Genomic DNA, 20933 nt, shown 5'->3' on the forward strand with positions numbered 1-20933 from the left:
GCCTGCCTTTCATCGGGGTGTCGTCCCGTGTACGCTGCGGCACGAAGTGCTGCTGCGCAGACACGGGACCGTCATCAGAAAAAGGCGCCCTCACAACGGCGGGAGCCAGTAGCAACTCGTCCTGCGGCCCCGCATCTGCGCAGCAGCACTTTGTGCCGCAGCGCGTGCGGGATGACCCGCTTCATCAGTGCCGCTTGATCAGCGCTGCGCGGCCGGCCGCGGATCGATCGACACGACCACCGACATGCCCGGGCGCAGCACATGCTTCGCCGTAGACGCCGGATCGAGCGCGATCCGCACCGGCACGCGCTGCACGATCTTGGTGAAGTTGCCGGTCGCGTTGTCGGGCGGCAGCAGCGTGAAGACCGAGCCCGTCCCGCCGGCGATGCCGCTGACCGTGCCGTGGAAGACCTGCCCCGGCAGCGCATCGACGGTGATGCTCGCCTTGTCGCCGGTCTTCAGCGGCCCGACCTGGGTCTCCTTGAAATTGGCGTCGACATAGACCTGGTCGAGCGGGACGATCGACATCAGGCGCTTGCCGGCCCCGACGAGGTCGCCGATCTGGACATTGGTATTGGCGACGATGCCGTCGATCGGCGCGGCGATCTTCATGAAGGAGAGATCGCGCTCCGCCTTCTGCTCGGCGACCTTCAGCTCGTCGATCTGGCGGGCGGCCTCGATGCGCTGCGCTTCCAGCACCTTGATATTGGCCTGGGCCTGCACGACGCCGGCCTTGGCGCTCGCCAGCGAAGCAATCGCCTGGTCGCGTGCCGCAGTCGCGGCATCCAGCGTTGCCTGCGAACCGTAGGACTTGGCGGCAAGGCTATTGGCGCGGTCGAAATCCGCGGCCGTGCGCGTCACCGCCGCCTCGGCCGAGTTCTGCTGGGCCTGCGCCTGCAACTGGGCGGCTCGCGCCGCCTCGACCTGGCTGTCGATGCGGGCGAGCGTCGCCTGCGCTGTCGCGCTCTTGGCACGGGCGCTGTCGAGTGCGATCCGCCAGTCGCCGTCATCGAGCGCGACCAGCGGCTGCCCGGCCTTGACCTCCTGGTTCTGGCGCACCGAGACGGTGGCGATATTCGCAGAGAGCTTGGCTGAAATGGTCGCCATCTCGGCGCCGACATAGGCGTCGTCGGTCGAGACGATGAAGCGGCCATTGCGCCACCAGTCGACGCCATACCAGAGCCCGGCGCCAACAACAGCGGCTGCCACGACGAGCAGCGCGCCGCGCTTCAGCGGGCTCTTGCCGGATTTGGCCTTGCCCTCGGCCGCTTCGGGCGAAGCGCTCTTCGCCTGCGCGTCGCGGGCGGTGGCGGGTTCGGCCGGCTGGGCGGTTTCGGCCGTGGCGTCGACCAGCTTCAGCCGGTCGCGGCGCTGTTCGGTAACGGTTTCAGCAGACATTGGGCGTCCTGCATATCAATTCGAACCAATCGGTTCGATTGCGCTTGAAATAGCGCGGCGCATGATGCATATCAAGTCAAATCGAACCGAGTGGTTCGATTATTTTTGCACGCGAGCGCGGAACCGTTCCTCCGCCGGGAAATGATGTCCAGGACCTCCGAAGTCAGCCCCAGGACCCGGGCGCGCAATCACCGCGTCGCGGGCACCGATCCGGACAAGCGGCGGCAGATTCTCGACGGCGCCCATCAGGTCTTCATCACCCGCGGCTTCGACGCGGCCAGCATGAGCGACATCGCCACGGCCGCGAACGTCTCGAAGAGCACGCTCTATGTCTATTTCGAGGACAAGGAGCACCTCTTCGTCGCCCTGATCGAGCGCGAGCGCGAGACGCAGAAGCGCGGCGCCTTCGAGGCCCTCGCCGAGGATTCCGATCCGGTCCGGGCGCTCGGCAATTTCGGCCAGTGCCTTGTGCGCATGATCAATGCCGAGTTCGCCGTCAGCGCCCATCGCGTCGTCATCGGCGTCGCCGAGCGAATGCCGGATCTCGGCCGCGGCTTCTACGAGAACGGCCCGATGCAGGGCGCCAAGCTCATTGCAGCCTATCTCGACCGCATGGTCGCCGAGGGCAGGCTCGCGATCGCTGACACGAACCTCGCAGCCGTCCAGTTCATCGATCTCTGCCAGTCGACACTGACCCGCCCGCGCCTGTTCAACGCCGTGCGCACGCCGCCCAGCGAGGACGAGATCCGCCGTGTCGTCGGCGAGGCGATCACGATGTTCATGGCGCGCTACGGCGTAAAGCCGCAGGGCTGAGGCCCGGCGCCGTCAGCCGGCGACCTGCCTGGCCCGGATGCGCTCGCGATGCGCCGTATAGAGCCCCGACGCCGCGATGATCGCCGCGCCGACATAGGTCCAGATATCGGGGATCGCGGCGAAGACCAGATAGCCGAAGATCGAGGACCAGAGCAGTTGGGAATAGGCGAAGGGCGCCAGCAGCGAGGCATCCGCATAGCGGAAGGCCTGGATCAGGAAGATATGCCCGATCGTCGAGATGCCGCCGATGAAGACGCCGATCAGGATCGTCTTGAGATCGAGTGCCTGCCAGTAGAACGGTACGGCCAGTGAAAGCAGGACGAAACCGATCGTGGCGGAATAGGCCAGCGTCACCACCGGGATCTCGGTGCGGCTCATCATCCGCGTCATGATCAGCGAAAACGCCCAGAAGAATGACGAGCCGAGAACGAAGAACGACGCGGCATGAAAGCCGTCGCCACCTGGACGCACCACGACGATCACGCCGATCAGTCCCACGATCGTGGCGAGCCAGCGCCGCCAGCCGACCGTTTCGGCCAGGATCGGGATGGAAAGCGCCGTCACGAAGAGCGGCGAAACGAAGGAGGTGGCGGTCGCGTCCGCCATCGGCAGGTCGTGCAGCCCGGCCACGAACAGGATCGAGGAGACGGTGACGCCCAGGGCACGCAGCACCTGCAGGCCGGGCCGGCGTGTGCTCATTCTGCGGAAGCCGCCGGTGAAGGCGATGGTGACGAGCATGATCGCAGCGAAGGTGCCGTAGCGCATCCAGGTGATCTGGAGTGCCGGCAAGCTGGTCGCGAGATATTTGGAGGCGATGTCGCCGCTGCACATGAAAATCGACGAGAGCAGCAGCAGCGCGATGCCGCGCGCGGAATTGTCGATACGCAGCGGCCTGCCTTCCTGCGGAGGCACGACTGGCGTTTCAGGGAGGGGAGCGTTGGGGTTGGGCAAGGGCTAAGGTTCGCACACGGGTAATGCGCAAGCCTTAGCCTTTTTGCCCGGCATAGCCACACGCAAAGACGGCCGCCCGCCCATGCGCGTGGACATTATCGGTGACCCTGCCCGGTTTTCGGACAGGACCGGCGGTGCAAGTTGCCTCAGGCGGCCTGCTTGCGCGGCTGGATCAGCTTGCGGTTGACCAGCACCTCGGCGATCTGCACCGCGTTCAGCGCCGCGCCCTTGCGCAGGTTGTCGGAGACGCACCAGAAGGCGAGGCCATTCTCGACGGTCGCGTCCTCGCGGATGCGCGAGATATAGGTCGCGTCCTCGCCGGCCGCCTCATGCGGGGTGATGTAGCCGCCCGGCTCGTGCTTGTCGATCACCAGGATGCCCGGCGCCGTGCGCAGAACCTCGCGCGCCTCCTCGGCGGTGATCGGCTTCTCGCACTCGATGTTGACGCTCTCGGAATGGCCGATGAAGACCGGCACGCGCACGCAGGTCGCGGTCAGCTTGATCTTCTTGTCGAGGATCTTCTTGGTCTCGACAACCATCTTCCACTCTTCCTTGGTGAAGCCGTCTTCCATGAAGACGTCGATATGCGGAATGAGGTTGAAGGAGATGCGCTTCGGAAACTTCTTGGTGGTGACCTCGCCGGCCGAGAACACGGCGCGGGTCTGGTTGAACAATTCGTCCATGCCTTCCTTGCCGGCGCCGGACACCGACTGGTAGGTCGAGACGACGACGCGCTTGATGCCGAACTTGTCGTGCAGCGGCTTCAGCGCGACGACGAGTTGCGCGGTCGAGCAGTTCGGATTGGCGATGATGTTCATCTTGGTGAAGCCGGCGGCGGCGGCGGCATTCACCTCCGGCACGATCAGCGGCACGTCCGGATGCATGCGGAAGGCCGAGGAATTGTCGATCACGACGCAGCCCTGCGCACCGATCTTCGGCGACCAGGCCTTCGAGACGTCGCCGCCCGCCGACATCAGGCAGATATCGGTGTCGGAGAAGTCGTAATGCTCCAGGGCCTTGCACTTCAGCGTCTTGTCGCCGAAGGAAACCTCGGTGCCGACCGAACGGGAGGAGGCGAGCGCCACGACCTCGCCGACGGGGAAGGCGCGCTCGGCGAGAATGTCCAGCATCTCGCGGCCTACATTGCCGGTGGCTCCGACGATTGCGACCTTGAAGCTCATGATGTGATCCTTTGCGGATAAGGCGGTCCGGGTCTCCCTTTGGGGGCCGCCCCGCACCGGTCTCGGGCGGGTTCGGCGATCTCTCCCCGCCGGGGGGAGATGGACCCGGAACCGAGGCGAAGCGTCAGCGCGACAGGCCGGTTTTCCCGGTCGTCGTTTTGGTCGTGAGTTTCGTCGTCGTCAGACGGACAGTCACAGAGCCAATCCCGAAGGGCTGAAAACTTCGCAAGGCGGCGCAACCTTGCGCCACGCCCTGTCAGAACACCGGGAACGGCGAAAAGTCAATCTCCTCCTCATAGTCGCAGCCCGGCCGCGCATTAACCGTGCTCGTTGACCTCCTGTTCACGCTGCCGGCCGATCGCGCCCTCTCGGTAACCCGACAGCGACTCCGCCGGTTCAGCCTGCCCGCCTGAGTGAGGAATGCGCGGCCCCTGTTTCGCCGTGCGGGAGTAGCGGGTTGCGTTTGCGTTCGGACGAAATGACGACACGGCTCCGACCTTTGCTGCGGCAGTTGCAGCAGGGCATAGCGCGCGCCGCGCCCCAGTGCCGCAGCATCTGGGCGCGCGCCGTCGCCATTGATCTCGTCCCGTTTCTCATCACCAGCGCCGATCGGATCGAAGCGGCTTTCCGGATCGCCGGCCGCGCCGGCCGCCGCCTCATGCCGCGCCGCGGCCTCGGCCTGCCGGGTGCGCTGGCCTGGCGCGTCGGCGCCGCGCTCGGCGGCATCAGCCTGACGGCCGCCATCGTCACCAGCCTTTCGGGGAATGGCGAAGGCCAGCCCCAGCTCGCCAGCCTCGCATCGCCCGTCGCAGCCGCCACGACCCAGAACGCAGCTCTCAACCGCAAGCCTCTGGCGGCGACGGAAGCGGACTGGGTGGCGGTCACCCGCCCGATCGCGATCTTCAATCTCGAAGCGCCCGAGTTCGGCCGGGCAGCTCCCACGGTCGAGGCCCGCCGCAGCCAGGACGGCAGCCGGCGCGAGGATGTGCTGAGCTTCGGCGATTTCGCCGGATCCGGTTCGCATCTCTCGTTGCGCCTGCTGACGGGGGATCACGCCTCCGCCAATCCCGCTTCCTTCACGGTCGCGCTCGTTCACGCGGCGGCTCTTCGCAGCCTCGCAGTCGAACGCGGCAGCACGCCTTCGACGATCGAGACCCGCTTCGGCCCGCTCGAAACCGCCGATATCGTCCTCGGCGACGGCGCCGGGAGCCGCGCCTGCCTCGCCTTCCGCACGGTCGGCCCCGATGCCCCCTTCGCGATGAGCGGTTGGTGGTGCGCCGGCGCCAGGCCCAGCGACCGCAAGCAATTGACCTGCCTGATCGACCGGCTCGATCTCGCCAATGCCGGCGCCGAGCCCGAATTGCGCGCGGCTTTCGCCCGCAGCGAGCTCCAGCGCCAGCCAGGCTGCGCCACACCCCGCCTCTCCGCCACAGGCCGCAAGGTCTCCTGGCTCGACGCCGACGGCACGATGCCGGCCCTGCGCATGAAGACCGCGACGGGCGAGCCGACGCCCGAGCCGCGACCGCGTCGCATGAAAAAGCCCCGTCGCGAGCGCTAACAAAGTTGTTAACGACGCGGTGCTAGTCTTTGCGCCGGTTTTTCGATGCTTACATCGAGTGGATCGATCCGCTCCCGGAGATTGCCGTCATGATGTCGTTCAAGCGCGTTGCCGCCATCCTCGCCGTCGCCGTGACGGCATCGACTGTCATGGCCAGCATCGCCGAAGCCCAGAACCGCCGCGGCCCGCTGCGCGTCACAGTGCAGAAGCGCAGCTATCTCGATGCCGGCAATGTCGTGCCGGTCGGCTCGATGAACCGCTATGCCAGCCAGCACATGTCGGCCTCGCCGGTCTATGTGAACACCGGCGACCTCTATGGCGAGGGCACCCTGCCTGGTCGCATCGGCGCGGGCGCAAACCCGTTCGCGAATACGTTCGCGACGCCGCGGTTCTGAGAAGCGCATTCCTAAAGGGCGCCATTTGAAGGGCTTCTGTCATCCCGTGCGCGCTGCAGCGTGAAACGCTGCTGCGCAGACACGGGACCGTTCTCAGGAAAAGGCGCCTTCTCGTCGCGCGATCCCGCATCTGCGCAGCAGCACTGCGTGCCGCAGCGCGTGCGGGAAGACACCCTTCATTGAAGCGCGCCTCTTCATATCGCGCGCCTTACTCCGGCAACGCCTTGAGATAACGCACCGGCCGCCCCGGCGCCGCCGCGTTCGCCGCATGTACGATCGCGTTCGCGTCGATACCGAAATGCCGGTAGAGATCGGCGACCGTACCGGTCTGGCCGAAATGCTCGACGCCGAGCGCCTTCTGCTTGTGGCCATGGACGCTGCCGAGCCAGGCCAGCGTCGCCGGATGCCCGTCCAGCACCGAGACGATGCCGCAATCGCGCGAGAGCTCGCCAAGCAGCCGCTCGACATGGCTCGTCGCGGCATGGTTGCCGCGCTGGCGTGCCCGCTCCGCCGCCTGCCAGCCGGCATTGAGCCGGTCGGCCGAGGTGATCGCCAGCAGGCCGACATCGCGCCGGTCCTCGGAGAGTAGCCCGACCGCCTCGATCGCCTCCGGCGCCACCGCGCCGGTATAGGCGATCACGACCGAGGCATTCGGGCCGGGCTTCCTGAGCCAATAGGCCCCGTCGATGATGGCACGCTCCAGTTCCGGCGTCATCGCGCGGCTGGGCTGCTCGACCTGCCGCGTCGAGAGGCGCAGATAGACCGATCCGCCGGTCTCGTCGCGCAGCCAGGTCCGCTCGTCGGGATCGCCCTCGCCGTCGCGCTGCATGTAGTCGAAGGACCAGCGCATCATCACCGCGAGCTCGTCGACGAAGGCCGGCTCGAAGGAGCACAACCCGTCCTGGCTCATGCCGATCAACGGCGTCGCGATCGACTGGTGCGCCCCGCCCTCCGGTGCCAGCGTCACGCCGGACGGCGTCGCCACCACCATGAAACGCGCATCCTGGTAGCAGGCATAGTTCAGCGCATCGAGCCCGCGCGAGATGAAGGGGTCGTAGAGCGTGCCGATCGGAATCAGACGCTCGCCGAAGATCGAATGCGACAGGCCCAGCGCCGAGAGATTGATGAACAGGTTCATCTCGGCGATGCCGAGCTCGACATGCTGCCCCTTCGGCGAGAACTCCCATTTCTGCATCGAGGGGATGCGCTCGTCCTTGAAGGTGTCGGCCATCGACGCCTTGGCGAACAGCCCGCGCCGATTGACCCAAGGTCCGAGATTGGTCGAGACGGTGACGTCCGGCGCCGTCGTCACGATGCGATCGGCCAGCGGCCCGCCGGTCTTGGCGAGATCATCCAGCACCTTGCCGAAACCCATCTGCGTCGACATCGACGGCTGGATGCCAGCCTCCAGCTTCGCCGGAACCGGCAGCTTGGCGGCCGAGAAGCGCCGGCGCCCCTGCGAGAAGAACGGAACCTTGTCGAGGAAGGCCCGCATCTCGCTCTCGGACAGGCCGAGGCCCTCGAACAGATCCCATTCATGGCCGGGGCGGACCCCGTTCGCCTTGCGGAAGCCGTCGAGCTGCTCCTTGGTCATCAGGCCGGCATGGTTGTCCTTGTGCCCGGCGATCGGCAGGCCGAAGCCCTTCACCGTATAGGCGAGGAAGCAGACCGGCCGGTCGTGATCGATCGCCTCGAAGGCTTCGAGGATCGACGGCAGGTCGTGGCCACCGAGATTGCACATCAGCTTCGAGAGCTCGGCATCCGAGCGCTTCTCGATCAGCGTGGTCACCGGCCCCTGATCGCCGAGATCGTCCATCAGCCGCTTGCGCCAGGCCGCGCCGCCCTGGAAGGTCAGGGCCGAATAGAGCTGGTTCGGGCAGGAATCGATCCATGCCTTCAGCCGCTCGCCGCCCTTCTCCTTGAACGCCGCCTGCTGCAAGGAGCCGTATTTCAGCGTGACCACGTCCCAGCCGAAATTGCGGAACATCGTCTCGAAACGGTCGTAGAGCCCCTCGCGGATGACGGCGTCGAGCGACTGGCGGTTATAGTCGATGATCCACCAGGTATTGCGCAGGCCGTGCTTCCAGCCCTCCATCAGGGCCTCGAAGATATTGCCCTCGTCGAGCTCCGCATCGCCGATCAGCGAGACCATGCGGCCTTCGGGCCGATCCTTCGCCCAGCCATGCGCCTTCACGTAATCCTGCGTCAGCGAGGAAAACAGCGTCTGCGCGACACCCAAGCCCACCGAGCCGGTCGAGAAATCGACATCGTCGATATCCTTGGTGCGCGAGGGATAGCTCTGCGCGCCCTTGTAGCCGCGGAAATTCTCGAGTTTTTCGCGCGTCTGCAGCCCCATCAGATAGTTGATGGCATGGAAGATCGGCGACGCATGCGGCTTCACCGCGACCCGGTCCTGAGGCTTCAGCGCGGCCATGTAGAGCGCCGTCATGATCGTGGCGAGCGAGGCTGAGGAGGCCTGGTGCCCACCCACCTTCATCCCGTCCTCGTTCTGGCGGATATGGTTAGCGTTATGGATCGTCCACGAAGCCAACCAGAGGATCTTCTTCTCCAGCTCGGCGAGAAACGGCAGGCGCGGATCTGTTGTCATGGATTTCGGCTCGAACTCCCCAGTACTGCCGATCATGCACGGAAGCACTGGCAGAACGAGCCAAATTTCTGTGTAGCACCGGTCAACTTTGGCGGTTTCCGCTACCGCGCCGCAACCGGGCGCGAAAAACCACCAATCAAGCGCTCACCCGCTTGCCGGCTACTTATCGATCTGCGCGATGCGGTCGAGCGCCGCGCCGAAGCCGCCCAGCGACACGTTGAACGAGACCGGCTCGTTATTGGACAGGTTCAACGCCGCGACCGTCAGGGCCTTGCCCGCCTTCATCGCATCGGTCGCGACCGTCGGGAACGAGATCGGCAGCAGGCAGCCCTGTGCCATGCAGGTCGAGAAACGCAGGCCCTGGCCGAGGTCTTTGTCGTCGAGCCTGAGCACCGCGCCGTTCTCCAGCTTCATACCGAACGGGAACAGGATCGTGCCCTCGGCCCGCCCATTCTTCGGCGCGCGCAACTCGATCGCGAAGACGCGCTGGCCCGTCTGGCTATTGCCCTGCGACTGCAGGAGCACGCAGAGCCGCTGTCCGTCAGCGATCCGGCAGTCGACGGTCCAGTCGCCATAGGTTTCGTTGATCGCGCTCGCGCCATTCGGCAACGTGGCGGCCGAAGTGGCCGGTTGGCTGACGCTGGGGGCAGCCGGAGCCTGCCCGACAGGTTGCGCCGGCTTGGCGGCGGGCTTCGGGGCCGGGCGCGGCGCGGGACGCTGCGGCGCGGCCGGGGCCGGCGGCGCGGCCGGATCCTCCTGCGCCCGGAGCGCAGGCGCAGCCAGGCAGCCGATGGCAAGAGCGGCGGCGAGCGAGGCGATACGGAGGGAATGATGTTTCATGTCAGCGCTATCGAATGAAGATGTGGCCCGCCCTATCGCAGAAACCTTCCCGGAGAGAAAGCGCGAAATCATGACTTGTTTGAAATAAATCGATGCCCTCATCAGAGGTCGCGCGATTTCGATAATAGAATGATTTCAAGTCGAAAGTATTAGACCTAACGCGCCTTTGCTCAAGGCGTGGCATTGAAGCCGGATATCGCAATGTCGAATTCGCAGGCCATGACAGACCCCTGTCGCAAACGCAGGTTGACCCTGCCCTCGGCTCGCTTGTGAGCCCTTCGCACGCCATGCCAGAAACCGTCACGGAATTGGGCCGAACGACCCGCGCAGGAGGAAGCTTCCATGAGCAACAGCAAGGATGTCTGGCGTCGGATCGACGACAAGGCCCCGGCCTATTTCGGGCTCTCCGACCGCATCTGGCACATGCCCGAGCTGAACTATCAGGAAGTCCGCTCGGCAGCCGAGCATGGCGCCATGCTGGCGAGCGAGGGCTTTCGCGTGACGACCGGCGTCGCCGGCATTCCGACCGCAGTCGTCGGTGAGGCCGGCGAAGGCGGCCCGGTCATCGCGATCATGGGCGAGTTCGACGCGCTGCCGGGCCTGAGCCAGGAGGCCGGCAACGCGACCGAGACCCCGGTCGAGAAGGGCGGCAACGGCCATGGCTGCGGCCATAACATGCTGGGCTCGGCCTCGCTGCTCGCCGCCGCTGCGGTGAAAGACTATCTCGCCGCCAACGGGCTCAAGGGCCGCGTGCGCTATTACGGCTGCCCTGCGGAGGAAGGCGGCTCGGCCAAGGGCTTCATGGTGCGCGCCGGCGCCTTCGACGATGTCGATATCGCCCTGTGCTGGCACCCGGCCTCGTTCAACGGCGTCAACCGCGCCTTCTCGCTGGCCTGCGTCGAGATCGAGTTCACCTTCTCGGGCCGCGCCTCGCATGCCGCGGCCGCGCCGCATCTCGGCCGCTCGGCGCTCGATGCGGTCGAACTGATGCATATCGGCGTGAACTATATGCGCGAGCACATGCCCTCGACGGCGCGCGTGCATTACGCGGTCATCAATGCCGGCGGCATCGCCCCGAATGTCGTCCAGGCGACCGCGACGACGCGCCAGTTGATCCGCGCCGCGACCCTCTCCGAGATGTGGGAACTCGTCGCCCGTGTGAAGAAGATCGCCGAGGGCGCAGCCCTGATGAGCGAGACCACCGTCGCGATCAAGCAGCTCTCGGGCGATGCCAATCTCGTCGGCAACCGCCCGCTCGAAGAGACGATGCAGGCCAATCTGCTGGAGCTGGGCGGCCCCGGCTTCGACGCCGCCGACCATGCCTTCGCCGCCAAGTTCCAGAAGACGCTGAGCCCGCAGGACATCGCCGCCGCCTATGGTCGCTTCGACCTGAAGCCGAAGGACGGCGAGGCGCTGAGCGACGAGATCTACCCGCTCGGCGCCGGCAACGACACCTCCGTGGGCTCGACCGATGTCGGCACGGTGAGCTGGGTCGTCCCAACCGTGCAGTGCCGCACCGCCTGCTACGCCATCGGCACGCCCGGCCATTCCTGGCAGCTCGTCGCACAGGGTCTGGCGCCGGCCGCCCACAAGGGCCTCGCTCTCGCCGCCAAGGCCATGGCCGGCGTCGCCTCGGACGTGCTGAGCGACCCTGCTTTGCTCAAGGCGGCCAAGGACGAGTTCGCGGCCTTCCGCGCCAGGAACCCCTTCGCCAACCCGATCACCGACGATGTTGAGCCGCCGCTCGACATGGCAGCCCATTGATCGGGCGAACCAGAAACAACACGGCTTGATAGCCGGCCGGGCGCGGGGGCAGAACGTTCACGTCCGGCCGATTTGTTTGGAAAATGGCGTTAGCCGCGCTGCGGCCCGGACAACTCGACGCGGATTGTCGGCCGGGTCGCCTTGAACTCGGCGACGGCAGCCGAAGTCAGGTCCGAAACCGAGTCGGAGACATTCGACATCAGGCGCAGGATGATCCGCCCCAGCCGGTCGCGGGCCTCGGACTCCAGCTCGGTATCGAGCCTGTCATCATGCCCGATCGCAGCCCAGGCCCTGGCCTGGACGGCTTCTGCAACGAGCAATCCCTGAGAGTTCAGGACGCCGGGAAAGCGGAAATTCGAATTAGGCATCGGCGATTCAAACATGGCTGGCCAACGGATATAGGGCGGCCTCGGTTCCCGGCAAGGCGGAGAGAAAATCCGCAGCCGGACGAGCCGCGCCCTCACCTTCGAAATTCCGTGTGACGAGCGCGCTACGAAACCGGGCGCAGCGGCGAAATAAACACAAAGTCCAATTTGGACTTGTTGTCCAAATTTGCCTTGACCCGGCCCTTTCCCGCCTGCACAGATGACCGGAACAGCCTTGCCGCCCCGGCGGCAAGCGACAGGCCGCAAGGCAGGAGGCTCGCGTGAAGTTCGACATTTTCCAGATGGAGCGGAACCAGACGCTCTTCGAGAACGACGTCGAGATCAACCTCACCGAGAGCGGCGTCCATCCCTGGTCGATCGAAGACATTCTGGGCGAACAGGCCGCCCGCGACCTGTTGAAGCAGCCGCTCGGCTATGGCTGGACCGATGGCCGGCCCGATCTGCGCGCGAACATAGCATCCTGGTATCCCGGCGCGAGCGCCACGAACGTGCTCGTCACCAACGGCTCCTCCGAGGCGACGATGATCGCCCTGATGGCGCTGTTCGAGCCCGGCGACGCGCTGGTCTTCGCCCTGCCGAACTTCATGCAGATCGACGGTCTCGGCCGTGCGCTCGGCTTCGACATCCGTCGGCTCGAACTCTCCGGCGACACCGACTGGCAGATCGATCCGGCTCACCTCGCCAAGGTCGCTGCCGGCGCCAAGGCGATTGCCGTGACCAACCCGGCCAATCCCACCGGAAGCGTGCTCTCGGCCGCAAGCCGCGCCGCCCTCATTGAGGCGGCGAAGCGTAACGATGCCTGGCTGATGGTCGACGAAATCTATCGCGGCGGCGAGATCGACGGCGCCGAGACGGAGACGCTCTGGGGCAGCTATCCCAAGGTCGTCGTCGCCTCGAGCCTGTCGAAATCCTTCGCTTGCCCCGGCCTGCGCCTCGGCTGGATCGTCGCTCCCGCCGAGGTCGTCGCGTCCGCGGCCGAACGGCAGGACTACACCACGATCGGCAGCGGCATCCTCAGCCAGATCCTCGCGGAAGAAGTGATGCGCCCGGAAACGCGCGGCCGCCTGCTCGCGCGCGGCCGGGATTTGCTGCGCAGCAATGCCGATCTCGTCGCGCAATGGATGGCGCAGCATAACGACTGGTCGTGGCGACGCCCGCAGGCCGGCGGCATGGCCTTCCTGCGCTATCCGCTCGACATGCCCTCGGAGGCCTTTTCGCAGAAGCTGCGCGAGGAGGAGAGCGTCTTCGTCGTCGCCGGAAGCTGGTTCGGCATCGAGAACCACATCCGCATCGGCATCGGCGTCCCGACCGAGGTGCTGAGGGACGGGCTGGCGCGGATGGATCGGTTCCTGGCGCGGCACAAGGGCTGAAGCACTTTGGGAAGGGCGGCGCTACGCGTCGCCTCGGCGCCCGATCCCGTCCAGCACCACCCGCGCGATCGCGATATCCTGCACCGCGATCCCCGTGAGGTCCGCGATGGTGATGTCGTCATCTGAGCGCCGCGCCGGCACGTCGCCGGCCAGCACGGCCCCAAGCTCGACGCAATCGCCCGCATCGATCAGCCCGACCGCAGCGGCAGCAGCGAACTCGCCATGGTCGAGGCTCTGCTCCAGCGAATCCGCGATGCGGGTATCGGCGAGCGCCACCAATGCCGTATCCAGCTCTTGCTTCCCCGGAGCATCGGCGCCGAGCGCGGTGATATGCGTCCCCGGCTTGACCCAATCGTCGCGGATGATCGGCTGGGCCGCCGGTGTCACCGTGATCAGCGCATCCGATTGCGCACACAGCGCCTCCAGCTCCGCCACCGGCTCGACGGTGATGCCCTCGCCTTCGAGGTCGCGCCTCAACACCGCCAGCTTCTCCGGCGAGCGCGCCCACACCGCGAAAAGCGGCTCCCGCTCGCGCAGCAGATGCGCGGCGGCACGAATCTGGAACCGCGCCTGCGTCCCGGCGCCCACGATCCCGATCCGGCGCGCATCGGCCCGCATCCCGGCCCGCGTCGCGATGGCACCGGCCAGCGCGGTCCTCAGATCGGTCAGCCAGCCCTCGTCGCGCAGCATCGCGACCACCGCGCCGGTCTCGGCCGAGAGCGCGATCATCATACCGCTCGTCGTCGGCAGGCCCTTGGCCGGGTTGTCGTAGAACCCCGTCGCAATCTTCACGACGAAGATCGGATCCCCAGCGATATGGCCGAACTTGATATGGCAGTCGCCGTTATGAGCGGGGAAGCCGAGATAGCCGACAGGCGGCATCTGCACCTTGCCGGCGGCGGCGGCCTTGAACCCCTCCTCCAGCGCGACGAAGGCCCGGTCGAGATCGACAGCGGCCTCGATCTCCGCACGCGACAGGTCAAGCATCCGGGGTCTCGTTGGCCTGGTTGAGGTAGTTGTAGACGGTCGCGCGGGCGAGCCCGAGGATGCGCGAGATATAGGCGGCTGCATTGCGGCCACCGAAGGCGCCGTTGGCGGCAAGGTCCGCCACCAGCTCGCGCTTCTCGGCGCGGCTGAGGCTGGTTACGGCAAGCCCGCGACTTTGCGTCCATTGCTGCACGAACTCGTTGATCCGCTCGTGCCAGTCTTCCTTGAACAGCGCCTGGGGCTTCTCGACGCCGGCCGGCACCGTCGCCAAGGCGGACAAGGTCTGCATCAGCGCATGAAACTGCGAGACATCGACATTGATGCAGAGTACGCCGATCGCCTTTGCTCCGGCCGAGAGCACGATGCTGATCGATTTCAGCCGCCGGCCGTCCCAGTTCACCTTCTCATAGGGGCCGATGATCGTCTCGTCCGGATCGAAGCCGATCTCGTCGAGCAGAGACGGCTCGCCCAACACGCGCTGCGAGAAATTGCCGGCGATATGCACGACGCTCTGCGTACCGAGATCGTGCAGCACGACCTCGGCATGCGGCCGGAACAGCAGCGCCACCGCATCGCAGACAGGCAAGTAAGGGGCGAGTTCCGGCGTCATGCCCGCTCCGTCAGCGCGGTTGCGACTTGAGATAGTCGCTCAGGCGCTCCAGACCCGCCGAGAGATGATCGCCGGGCGCGCCGATACCGATGCGGATATAGCCATCCATCCCGTACACATCGCCCGGCAGCAGCATGATCCCGCGCTCCTCACGCAGACGATGGACGAGCTCGGTCGAATTCATCGAGTGACTGTATTTGATGAAGGCCATGCCGCCGGCCTTGGGCGGCACGAAGGAGAAGAACTCGTCATTCGCCTTCACCCAGTTCGTCAGCAGTGCGAGGTTCTCTCGCAGGATGGTCTTGCTGCGCTGCAGGATTTCGGCGCGCTTCGCCGGCTGGATGACGATCCGGGCGATATGCTCGCTCAGCGCGCTCGTCGTGATCGAGGTGTAATCCTTGTTCTGCCAGGCCATGTAGATGTCCCTGGCCGGCCCGACCAACCAGCCGATACGCAGGCCGGGCAGCGCCATCGCCTTGGAGAGCCCGCTGGTGATGATCGCCTTCTCGTAGAGATCGGCGAAGCTGGGCGGCTCGTCGGTTTCGAGCTCGGCGCCCTTGTAGACCTCGTCGGCATGGAGATAGCAGCCCTGCGCGCGGGCGATTTCGACCAGCGCGTCCATCGTCTCCCGCGAGAGCAGGCTGCCGGTCGGGTTGTTCGGGTTGCAGATCGTCATCAGCTTGGTGCGCGGCGTGATCGCCCGGCGGACCTCGTCGAGATCGGGCGTCCAGCCCAGCTCCTCGCGCAGCTTCACTTCCTTGACGGTGGCGCCGATCGCCCGCGCCCAGCCCCAGATCTGCAGGTAGTTCGGCACGAAGACGACGATCTCGTCGCCCGGCTCGATCAGCGACATCACCATCAGGAAATTGGCTTCGGCCGAGCCGTTGGTGACGATCACCTCGTCCGAGGTCCGGTTGCAATAGAGCTTGGCGATGTCCTCGCGCAGTTCGACCGCGCCATTGGTCCAGCCGTAACCGAGCTCGACCTCCATCAGCTTGGCGCGCTGCTCGGCGCTGAGCAGTTCGTTCAGCGAGTAGGGATGGACGCCGCTATCGGAGAGATTGAACTCGACGGTGTTCTCGTAGAGCGACTGGATGCGCTCCAGGGTGAATTCTTCGATCTTCATGCTGCCCGTCCCGCGCCGGCCGATCCGCCGCATCTGCCTGCGAGTATGATGGGCATTATTTGGACGTCAAGGTCGATTTTGGAATTTACAGTCCAAACCGTGATTGCTATCCCTTGGTGGCGACGTCACAGCCGCTCCCGGAGAGCCCCATCATGTCCGACCAGAACCCCGGTGCCAACAAGATGTGGGGCGGGCGCTTCACCACCGCGCCGGCCGATGTGATGCGCAAGATCAACCCCTCGATCGGTTTCGACTATCGGCTTTACCGGCAGGACATCGCCGCATCCAAGACCCACGCCGCGATGCTGGCCCGCCAGGGCATCATCGCCGGCGCCGACAACGAGCGCATCCAGGCCGGGCTCGACCAGATCCGCGGCGAGATCGATCGCGGCGAACTCCAGTTCAGCATCGATCTTGAGGACATCCACATGAACGTGGAAGCACGCCTCAAGGAGATCATCGGCGAGCCCGCAGGACGCCTGCATACCGCCCGCAGCCGCAACGACCAGGCCGTCACCGATGTCCGCCTCTGGATGCGCGACGCGATCGATGCTCTCGACGGCACCATCCGCGACTTGCAGCAGGCGCTGATCGCGCGCGCAAGCGAGCATGCCGAGACCATTATGCCGGGCTTCACCCATATGCAGGTCGCCCAGCCCGTGACCTTTGGCCATCACCTGATGGCGTATGTCGAGATGTTCGGCCGCGACCGCGAGCGTCTGGCCGGCGCCCGCCAGCGCACCAACGTCTCGCCACTCGGCGCCGCCGCGCTCGCCGGCACGGCCTTCCCGATCGACCGGCAGTTCACGGCGGCCGAGCTCGGCTTCGCCCGGCCGACCGAGAACTCGATGGATTCGGTCGGCGCGCGCGACCATATCTGCGAACTCCTGTTCTGCTGCTCGATGCTGGCCGTGCATCTCTCGCGCCTCAACGAGGAGATCACGCTCTGGTGCAGCGACGGCTTCCGCTTCATCGCGCTGTCGGACGCTTTCACCACCGGCTCCTCGATCATGCCGCAGAAGCGCAACCCGGACGCCGCCGAGCTGGTGCGTGGCAAGACCGGCCGCGTCGTCGGCTCGCTCACCGCCATGCTGGTGATGGTGAAGGGCCTGCCCATGACCTTCATGAAGGACATGCAGGAGGACAAGGAGCCGATGTTCGACGCGCTGGAGACCGTCGAGCTCTGCGTCGCGGCCACCACCGGCATGGTCCGCGACCTGACCGTGCGCCCCGAGGGCATGCGCGCCTTCCTCGATCGCGGCTTCCCGACCGCGACCGACCTCGCCGACTGGTTGGTGCGCGAGGCCGGCATCCCCTTCCGCGACGCCCATCACATCACGGCCCGCATCGTCGCGCTGGCCGAGGCCAGGGGCTGCACCCTGCAGGCGCTCGATCTCGACGCCATGCGCTCGGTCGATGCGCGCATAGATAAAACGGTCTTCGCGGTGCTGGCGCCGGAGCACTCCGTCCGCAGCCGCCGCAGCTATGGCGGCACAGCTCCCGATACGGTGCGCGAGGCTATCGAGCGGGCAAAGCAGCGCTGGTTGTCCGACAAGCCGGTCCAAGCCTAGTTGTCATTCCGGGGCTTCGCACAGCGAAGAACCCGGAACCCACGACTGGGCGAACGGCCAGCAACACGGCATGGAATGTCTCACCCGGTCGTGGGTTCCGGGCTCGCGCCTTCGGCACGCCCCGGAATGACAAGCGCCCTCGCCCAGCGCATCCCAACAGCGGCCGCCCCGCAAACTTTGCGGGAGCAAACCGGCCACCTTTCTGGCTATGGATGACGGCGTCGGTCGATTCGATCGACCTGAGGAAACGAGCGCGAAGCCGCAGCAGCTTCGCGACGGGGGAGAGATGATGGAACACGTCTGGTTGCGTGAGGTGGCCGAGCAGTTCGGCATCGCTGGCGGGCTGCGGCAGCTCGGCGGCGAATACGACCTCAACTTCCGCGGCCGGACCAGCGAGGGCGACGTCATCGTCAAGGCGATGCGCCCGCAGGGTGAGTCCGCCCTCGTTGACCAGCAATGCGCCGCGATCAGTCACGCCCTCGCCGCCGATCCGACACTCCCGCTGCCACGCCTCCTCCCCGCCGAAGGCAAGCGCTTCTGGCAGGAGGTCGCGGATGCTCAGGGCCAGCAGCGCATGGTCTGGGTCCAGCGCGCCTTCCCCGGCATTCCGATGGGCGAAGCCGGGCCGCAGCCGCCCGCCGTTCTCGCCGAACTCGGCGCACTGACAGCGCGTCTCGATCTCGCACTGCGCGACTTCAAGGTGACTGCCGCGCCGGATGCCGCAAAATGGGATCTGACCGAGGCCGGCTGGATCAAGCCGCATCTCGACGTGCTGGAAGGTTCGCGCCGCACGCTGGTGGCGGGGATCGTCGCGGCCTTCGAGGCCCTCAAGCCCGCGCTCGACACGCTGCCGCGCCAGACCATCCATAACGACCTCAACGACTTCAACATCCTCGTCCAGCCGAGCCTCGGCGAGCCTGCCCGGATCAGCGGCCTGATCGATTTTGGCGACATGACCAATGGTCCGCGCGTCTGCGAGATCGCCATCGCCGCAGCTTACGCCATCCTCGACCACGAGACGCCGGAAGCAGCGCTCGCGGCCTTCGTCGCCGGCTATCACGGCGTCTCGCCCCTGAGCACCGAGGAGATCGGCCTGATCTGGCCGCTCGTCCGGATGCGCCTCGCCGTCAGCGTCGTGAACTCGACGATCGAGGCCAAGGGCCGCCCGAACGACCCCTATGTCACGATCTCGCAGGCCCCGGCCTGGCGGCTCCTCGAAAACCCCGCCATCGACGGCGAGCTGATGGGCGCGCGCCTGCGCAATGCCTGCGGCCTGCCCGTCACCGATGCCGCCGGCCGCATCGCGAGCTGGATCGCCGCGCAGCGGGGCAGCTTCGCCCCCGTGCTCGGCCGGGCGCTCGATGGCCTGCCGGTGGGCTCGCTCGGCGTCGCCGAAGCCACGATCCCGCAGAACCCGTTCGACCTGCGCGCCGACGAGGCCCGCAATCTCGGCACCGGGCTCGGCATCACCCAGGAATGGTGGCTCGGCCAGTATGGCGAGCCGCGTCTGGTCTATACCGACAAGGCCTTCCGCAAGGGCCGCTGGCTCGCATCCAATCGCCGCACAATCCATATGGCGGTCGATGTCTTCGGACCGGCGGGCGAACCGGTGTGCGCGCCTCTCGCCGGCAAGGTCGCGCTGGCGGAGAACCGCAAGGGTCATCTCGACTATGGCGGCGTCGTCATCCTCGAACACCGCACGCCCGAGGGCGACGTCTTCCATACGCTCTACGGCCATCTTGCCGCCGATGGCGCAGCCAAGCTGAAGCCAGGCCAGGAGATCGCGGCCGGCGAGGCCTTCGCCAAACTCGGCCCGGCCGAGGAGAATGGCGGCTGGGAGCCCCATCTGCATTTCCAGCTCGCGCTGACGCTGGACGGCATGGGCCATGATTGGCCGGGCGTCGCCGATCCCGACGACTGGGCGCTCTGGCAGGCGATCTGCCCGAACCCTGCCGCCCTGCTCAACCTGCCCGACGAGGTCGTCGCCTATCAGGCGATCGACGAGGCCGCGCTGCTGGCCGAGCGCAAGGCCCGGCTCAGTGCCAATCTCAAGCTCAGTTACAAGCAGCCGGTCACCTTCCTGCGCGGTTGGCGCCACCATCTCTTCGACGCGATGGGCCGGCCCTATCTCGACGCCTATAACAACGTTCCCCATGTCGGCCACGCCCATCCGCGCATCCGCAAGGTCGCGATGGACCAGCTGGCGCGGATGAACTCCAACACGCGCTACCTGCACCCAGCACCGATGGCGCTGGCGGAACGCCTGACGGCAAAGCTGCCCAAGGAGCTGGAGGTCTGCTTCTTCGTCAATTCCGGCTCGGAGGCGAACGAACTGGCTTTGCGCCTCGCCCGCGCGGCCAGCGGCGGCTACGACATCGTCACGCCCGATCACGGCTATCACGGCAACACCACCGGCGCGATCGACATCTCCGCCTACAAATTCAACAAGCCGAACATGGGCGGCCGCAAGCCCTGGGTACAGCTCGTCGACGTCGCCGACGATTATCGCGGCCGCTTCCGCCGCGACGATGCCGACCGGGCGCTGCACTACGCCGAGCAGGTCGATGGCGCGCTCGCTGCCATCGCTGAACGTGGCGGCAAGGTCGCGGGCTTCATCGCCGAGACCTTCCCGAGCGTCGGCGGCCAGATCATCCCGCCGCCCGGCTATCTCGCGGCGGTCTACGAGCGCATCCGCGCCGCAGGCGGCATCTGCATCGCCGATGAGGTTCAGACCGGGCTCGGCCGCCTCGGCGACTATTATTTCGGCTTCGAGCAGCAGGGCGTGCGGCCAGACATCGTCGTGCTCGGCAAGCCGCTCGGCAACGGCCACCCGATCGGCGCCGTCATCACCACCCGCGCCATCGCCGAGCGCTTCGCCGAAGGACCGGAATATTTCTCGACATTCGGCGGCTCGAACCTCTCCTGCCGCATTGCCTCGGAAGTGCTGGATATCGTCGAGGAGGAAGGACTTTCGGCCAATGCCAAGGCGATGGGCGACAAGCTGCTCGCCGGCATGCGCGAACTCGCCGAGCAATACCCTTGCGTCGGCGACGTGCGTGGCATCGGCCTCTTCCTCGGGCTGGAGCTGGTCACGGATCGCGAAACGCTGGAGCCCGCGACCGATGCGGCGGCCCATGTCATGAACCGCCTGCGCGAGATGCGCATCCTCGTCGGGCGCGAGGGGCCGGCTGACAACATCCTGAAGATCCGTCCACCGCTGACGATCGGCGCCGACGATGTCGAGATGATCCTCGACCGGCTGAAGATCTGCCTGCGCGAAGTCGAGGCCGCGCGCTAGCGCGGCTGCCACTGCGTCCTCATGTCCCGGCCCGCTTCTGGCGCGGCCGGAGCCGCCATGCCATCCTGCCATGGGCG

The 20933-nt window shown here is 66.4% G+C and carries 16 protein-coding genes; 7 read left to right on the plus strand and 9 right to left on the minus strand.

All coding sequences use genetic code 11. From position 1 onward, the window contains the following. Positions 1-198: 198 nt before the first annotated feature. On the minus strand, positions 199-1398 hold the full coding sequence (locus Q9235_RS17340) for an HlyD family secretion protein (RefSeq protein WP_306223056.1): 1200 nt from the start codon (positions 1396-1398) through the stop codon (positions 199-201). 144 nt (positions 1399-1542) lie between these two features. Between Q9235_RS17340 and Q9235_RS17345 the strand changes: the two genes are divergently transcribed. Then, positions 1543-2211 (plus strand): TetR/AcrR family transcriptional regulator, encoded by a 669-nt coding sequence (locus Q9235_RS17345; RefSeq protein ID WP_306223057.1) that lies wholly within the window; start codon positions 1543-1545, stop codon positions 2209-2211. A 12-nt stretch (positions 2212-2223) separates the two neighbouring features. Here the strand turns inward: Q9235_RS17345 and Q9235_RS17350 are convergent, their stop codons facing one another. Both Q9235_RS17350 and Q9235_RS17355 read right to left on the minus strand, forming a co-directional pair. Further along, positions 2224-3123 (minus strand): DMT family transporter, encoded by a 900-nt coding sequence (locus Q9235_RS17350; RefSeq protein WP_306223058.1) that lies wholly within the window; start codon positions 3121-3123, stop codon positions 2224-2226. Positions 3124-3308: 185 nt separating this feature from the next. Beyond that, a complete protein-coding gene (locus Q9235_RS17355) occupies positions 3309-4343 on the minus strand; it encodes an aspartate-semialdehyde dehydrogenase (protein ID WP_306223059.1) in 1035 nt (344 codons plus the stop codon). Positions 4344-4821: 478 nt separating this feature from the next. Between Q9235_RS17355 and Q9235_RS17360 the strand changes: the two genes are divergently transcribed. Next, a complete protein-coding gene (locus Q9235_RS17360; protein ID WP_306223060.1) occupies positions 4822-5901 on the plus strand; it encodes a hypothetical protein in 1080 nt (359 codons plus the stop codon). A gap of 89 nt (positions 5902-5990) precedes the next feature. Next, positions 5991-6296 (plus strand): hypothetical protein, encoded by a 306-nt coding sequence (locus Q9235_RS17365; RefSeq protein WP_306223061.1) that lies wholly within the window; start codon positions 5991-5993, stop codon positions 6294-6296. Between the two features lie 208 nt (positions 6297-6504). On the opposite strand, the gene Q9235_RS17370 is transcribed toward Q9235_RS17365, so the two are convergent. Both Q9235_RS17370 and Q9235_RS17375 read right to left on the minus strand, forming a co-directional pair. Next, the gene (locus Q9235_RS17370) at positions 6505-8904 is read right to left on the minus strand and encodes a transketolase-like TK C-terminal-containing protein (protein ID WP_306223062.1); all 2400 of its coding nucleotides are present in this window, start codon (positions 8902-8904) and stop codon (positions 6505-6507) included. Positions 8905-9063: 159 nt separating this feature from the next. After that, positions 9064-9744, minus strand: coding sequence for an invasion associated locus B family protein (locus Q9235_RS17375; protein ID WP_306223063.1), 681 nt, complete (start codon positions 9742-9744; stop codon positions 9064-9066). A gap of 342 nt (positions 9745-10086) precedes the next feature. Here Q9235_RS17375 and Q9235_RS17380 point away from each other — a divergent pair, with 342 nt between their 5' ends. Then, complete coding sequence (locus Q9235_RS17380) at positions 10087-11508, plus strand: amidohydrolase (RefSeq protein WP_306223064.1); 1422 nt, start codon at positions 10087-10089, stop codon at positions 11506-11508. 89 nt (positions 11509-11597) lie between these two features. On the opposite strand, the gene Q9235_RS17385 is transcribed toward Q9235_RS17380, so the two are convergent. Next, positions 11598-11876: a hypothetical protein gene (locus Q9235_RS17385; RefSeq protein ID WP_306223065.1), complete on the minus strand. Its 279-nt coding sequence runs from the start codon at positions 11874-11876 to the stop codon at positions 11598-11600. Between the two features lie 278 nt (positions 11877-12154). Here Q9235_RS17385 and Q9235_RS17390 point away from each other — a divergent pair, with 278 nt between their 5' ends. Next, on the plus strand, positions 12155-13264 hold the full coding sequence (locus Q9235_RS17390; protein WP_306223066.1) for an aminotransferase class I/II-fold pyridoxal phosphate-dependent enzyme: 1110 nt from the start codon (positions 12155-12157) through the stop codon (positions 13262-13264). A gap of 21 nt (positions 13265-13285) precedes the next feature. Here the strand turns inward: Q9235_RS17390 and Q9235_RS17395 are convergent, their stop codons facing one another. Genes Q9235_RS17395 through Q9235_RS17405 form a run of 3 tightly spaced genes read right to left on the minus strand, consistent with a single transcriptional unit; the run spans position 13286 to position 15987 of the window. Beyond that, the gene (locus Q9235_RS17395) at positions 13286-14251 is read right to left on the minus strand and encodes a Rossmann-fold NAD(P)-binding domain-containing protein (RefSeq protein WP_306223067.1); all 966 of its coding nucleotides are present in this window, start codon (positions 14249-14251) and stop codon (positions 13286-13288) included. Further along, a complete protein-coding gene (locus Q9235_RS17400) occupies positions 14244-14861 on the minus strand; it encodes a helix-turn-helix transcriptional regulator (protein WP_306223068.1) in 618 nt (205 codons plus the stop codon). The genes Q9235_RS17395 and Q9235_RS17400 overlap by 8 nt, the downstream gene beginning before the upstream one ends. A 10-nt stretch (positions 14862-14871) precedes the next feature. Next, positions 14872-15987 carry an aminotransferase class I/II-fold pyridoxal phosphate-dependent enzyme gene (locus Q9235_RS17405; protein ID WP_306223069.1) on the minus strand — a complete coding sequence of 372 codons (1116 nt, stop codon included), beginning with the start codon at positions 15985-15987 and terminating at the stop codon, positions 14872-14874. Positions 15988-16139: 152 nt separating this feature from the next. Here Q9235_RS17405 and argH point away from each other — a divergent pair, with 152 nt between their 5' ends. Then, positions 16140-17558: an argininosuccinate lyase gene (gene argH, locus Q9235_RS17410; protein WP_306223070.1), complete on the plus strand. Its 1419-nt coding sequence runs from the start codon at positions 16140-16142 to the stop codon at positions 17556-17558. 286 nt (positions 17559-17844) lie between these two features. Beyond that, complete coding sequence (locus Q9235_RS17415) at positions 17845-20856, plus strand: aminotransferase class III-fold pyridoxal phosphate-dependent enzyme (RefSeq protein ID WP_306223071.1); 3012 nt, start codon at positions 17845-17847, stop codon at positions 20854-20856. The last annotated feature ends 77 nt before the right edge of the window (positions 20857-20933 follow it).

Source organism: Bosea beijingensis (genome assembly GCF_030758975.1).
GTDB lineage: Bacteria > Pseudomonadota > Alphaproteobacteria > Rhizobiales > Beijerinckiaceae > Allobosea > Allobosea beijingensis.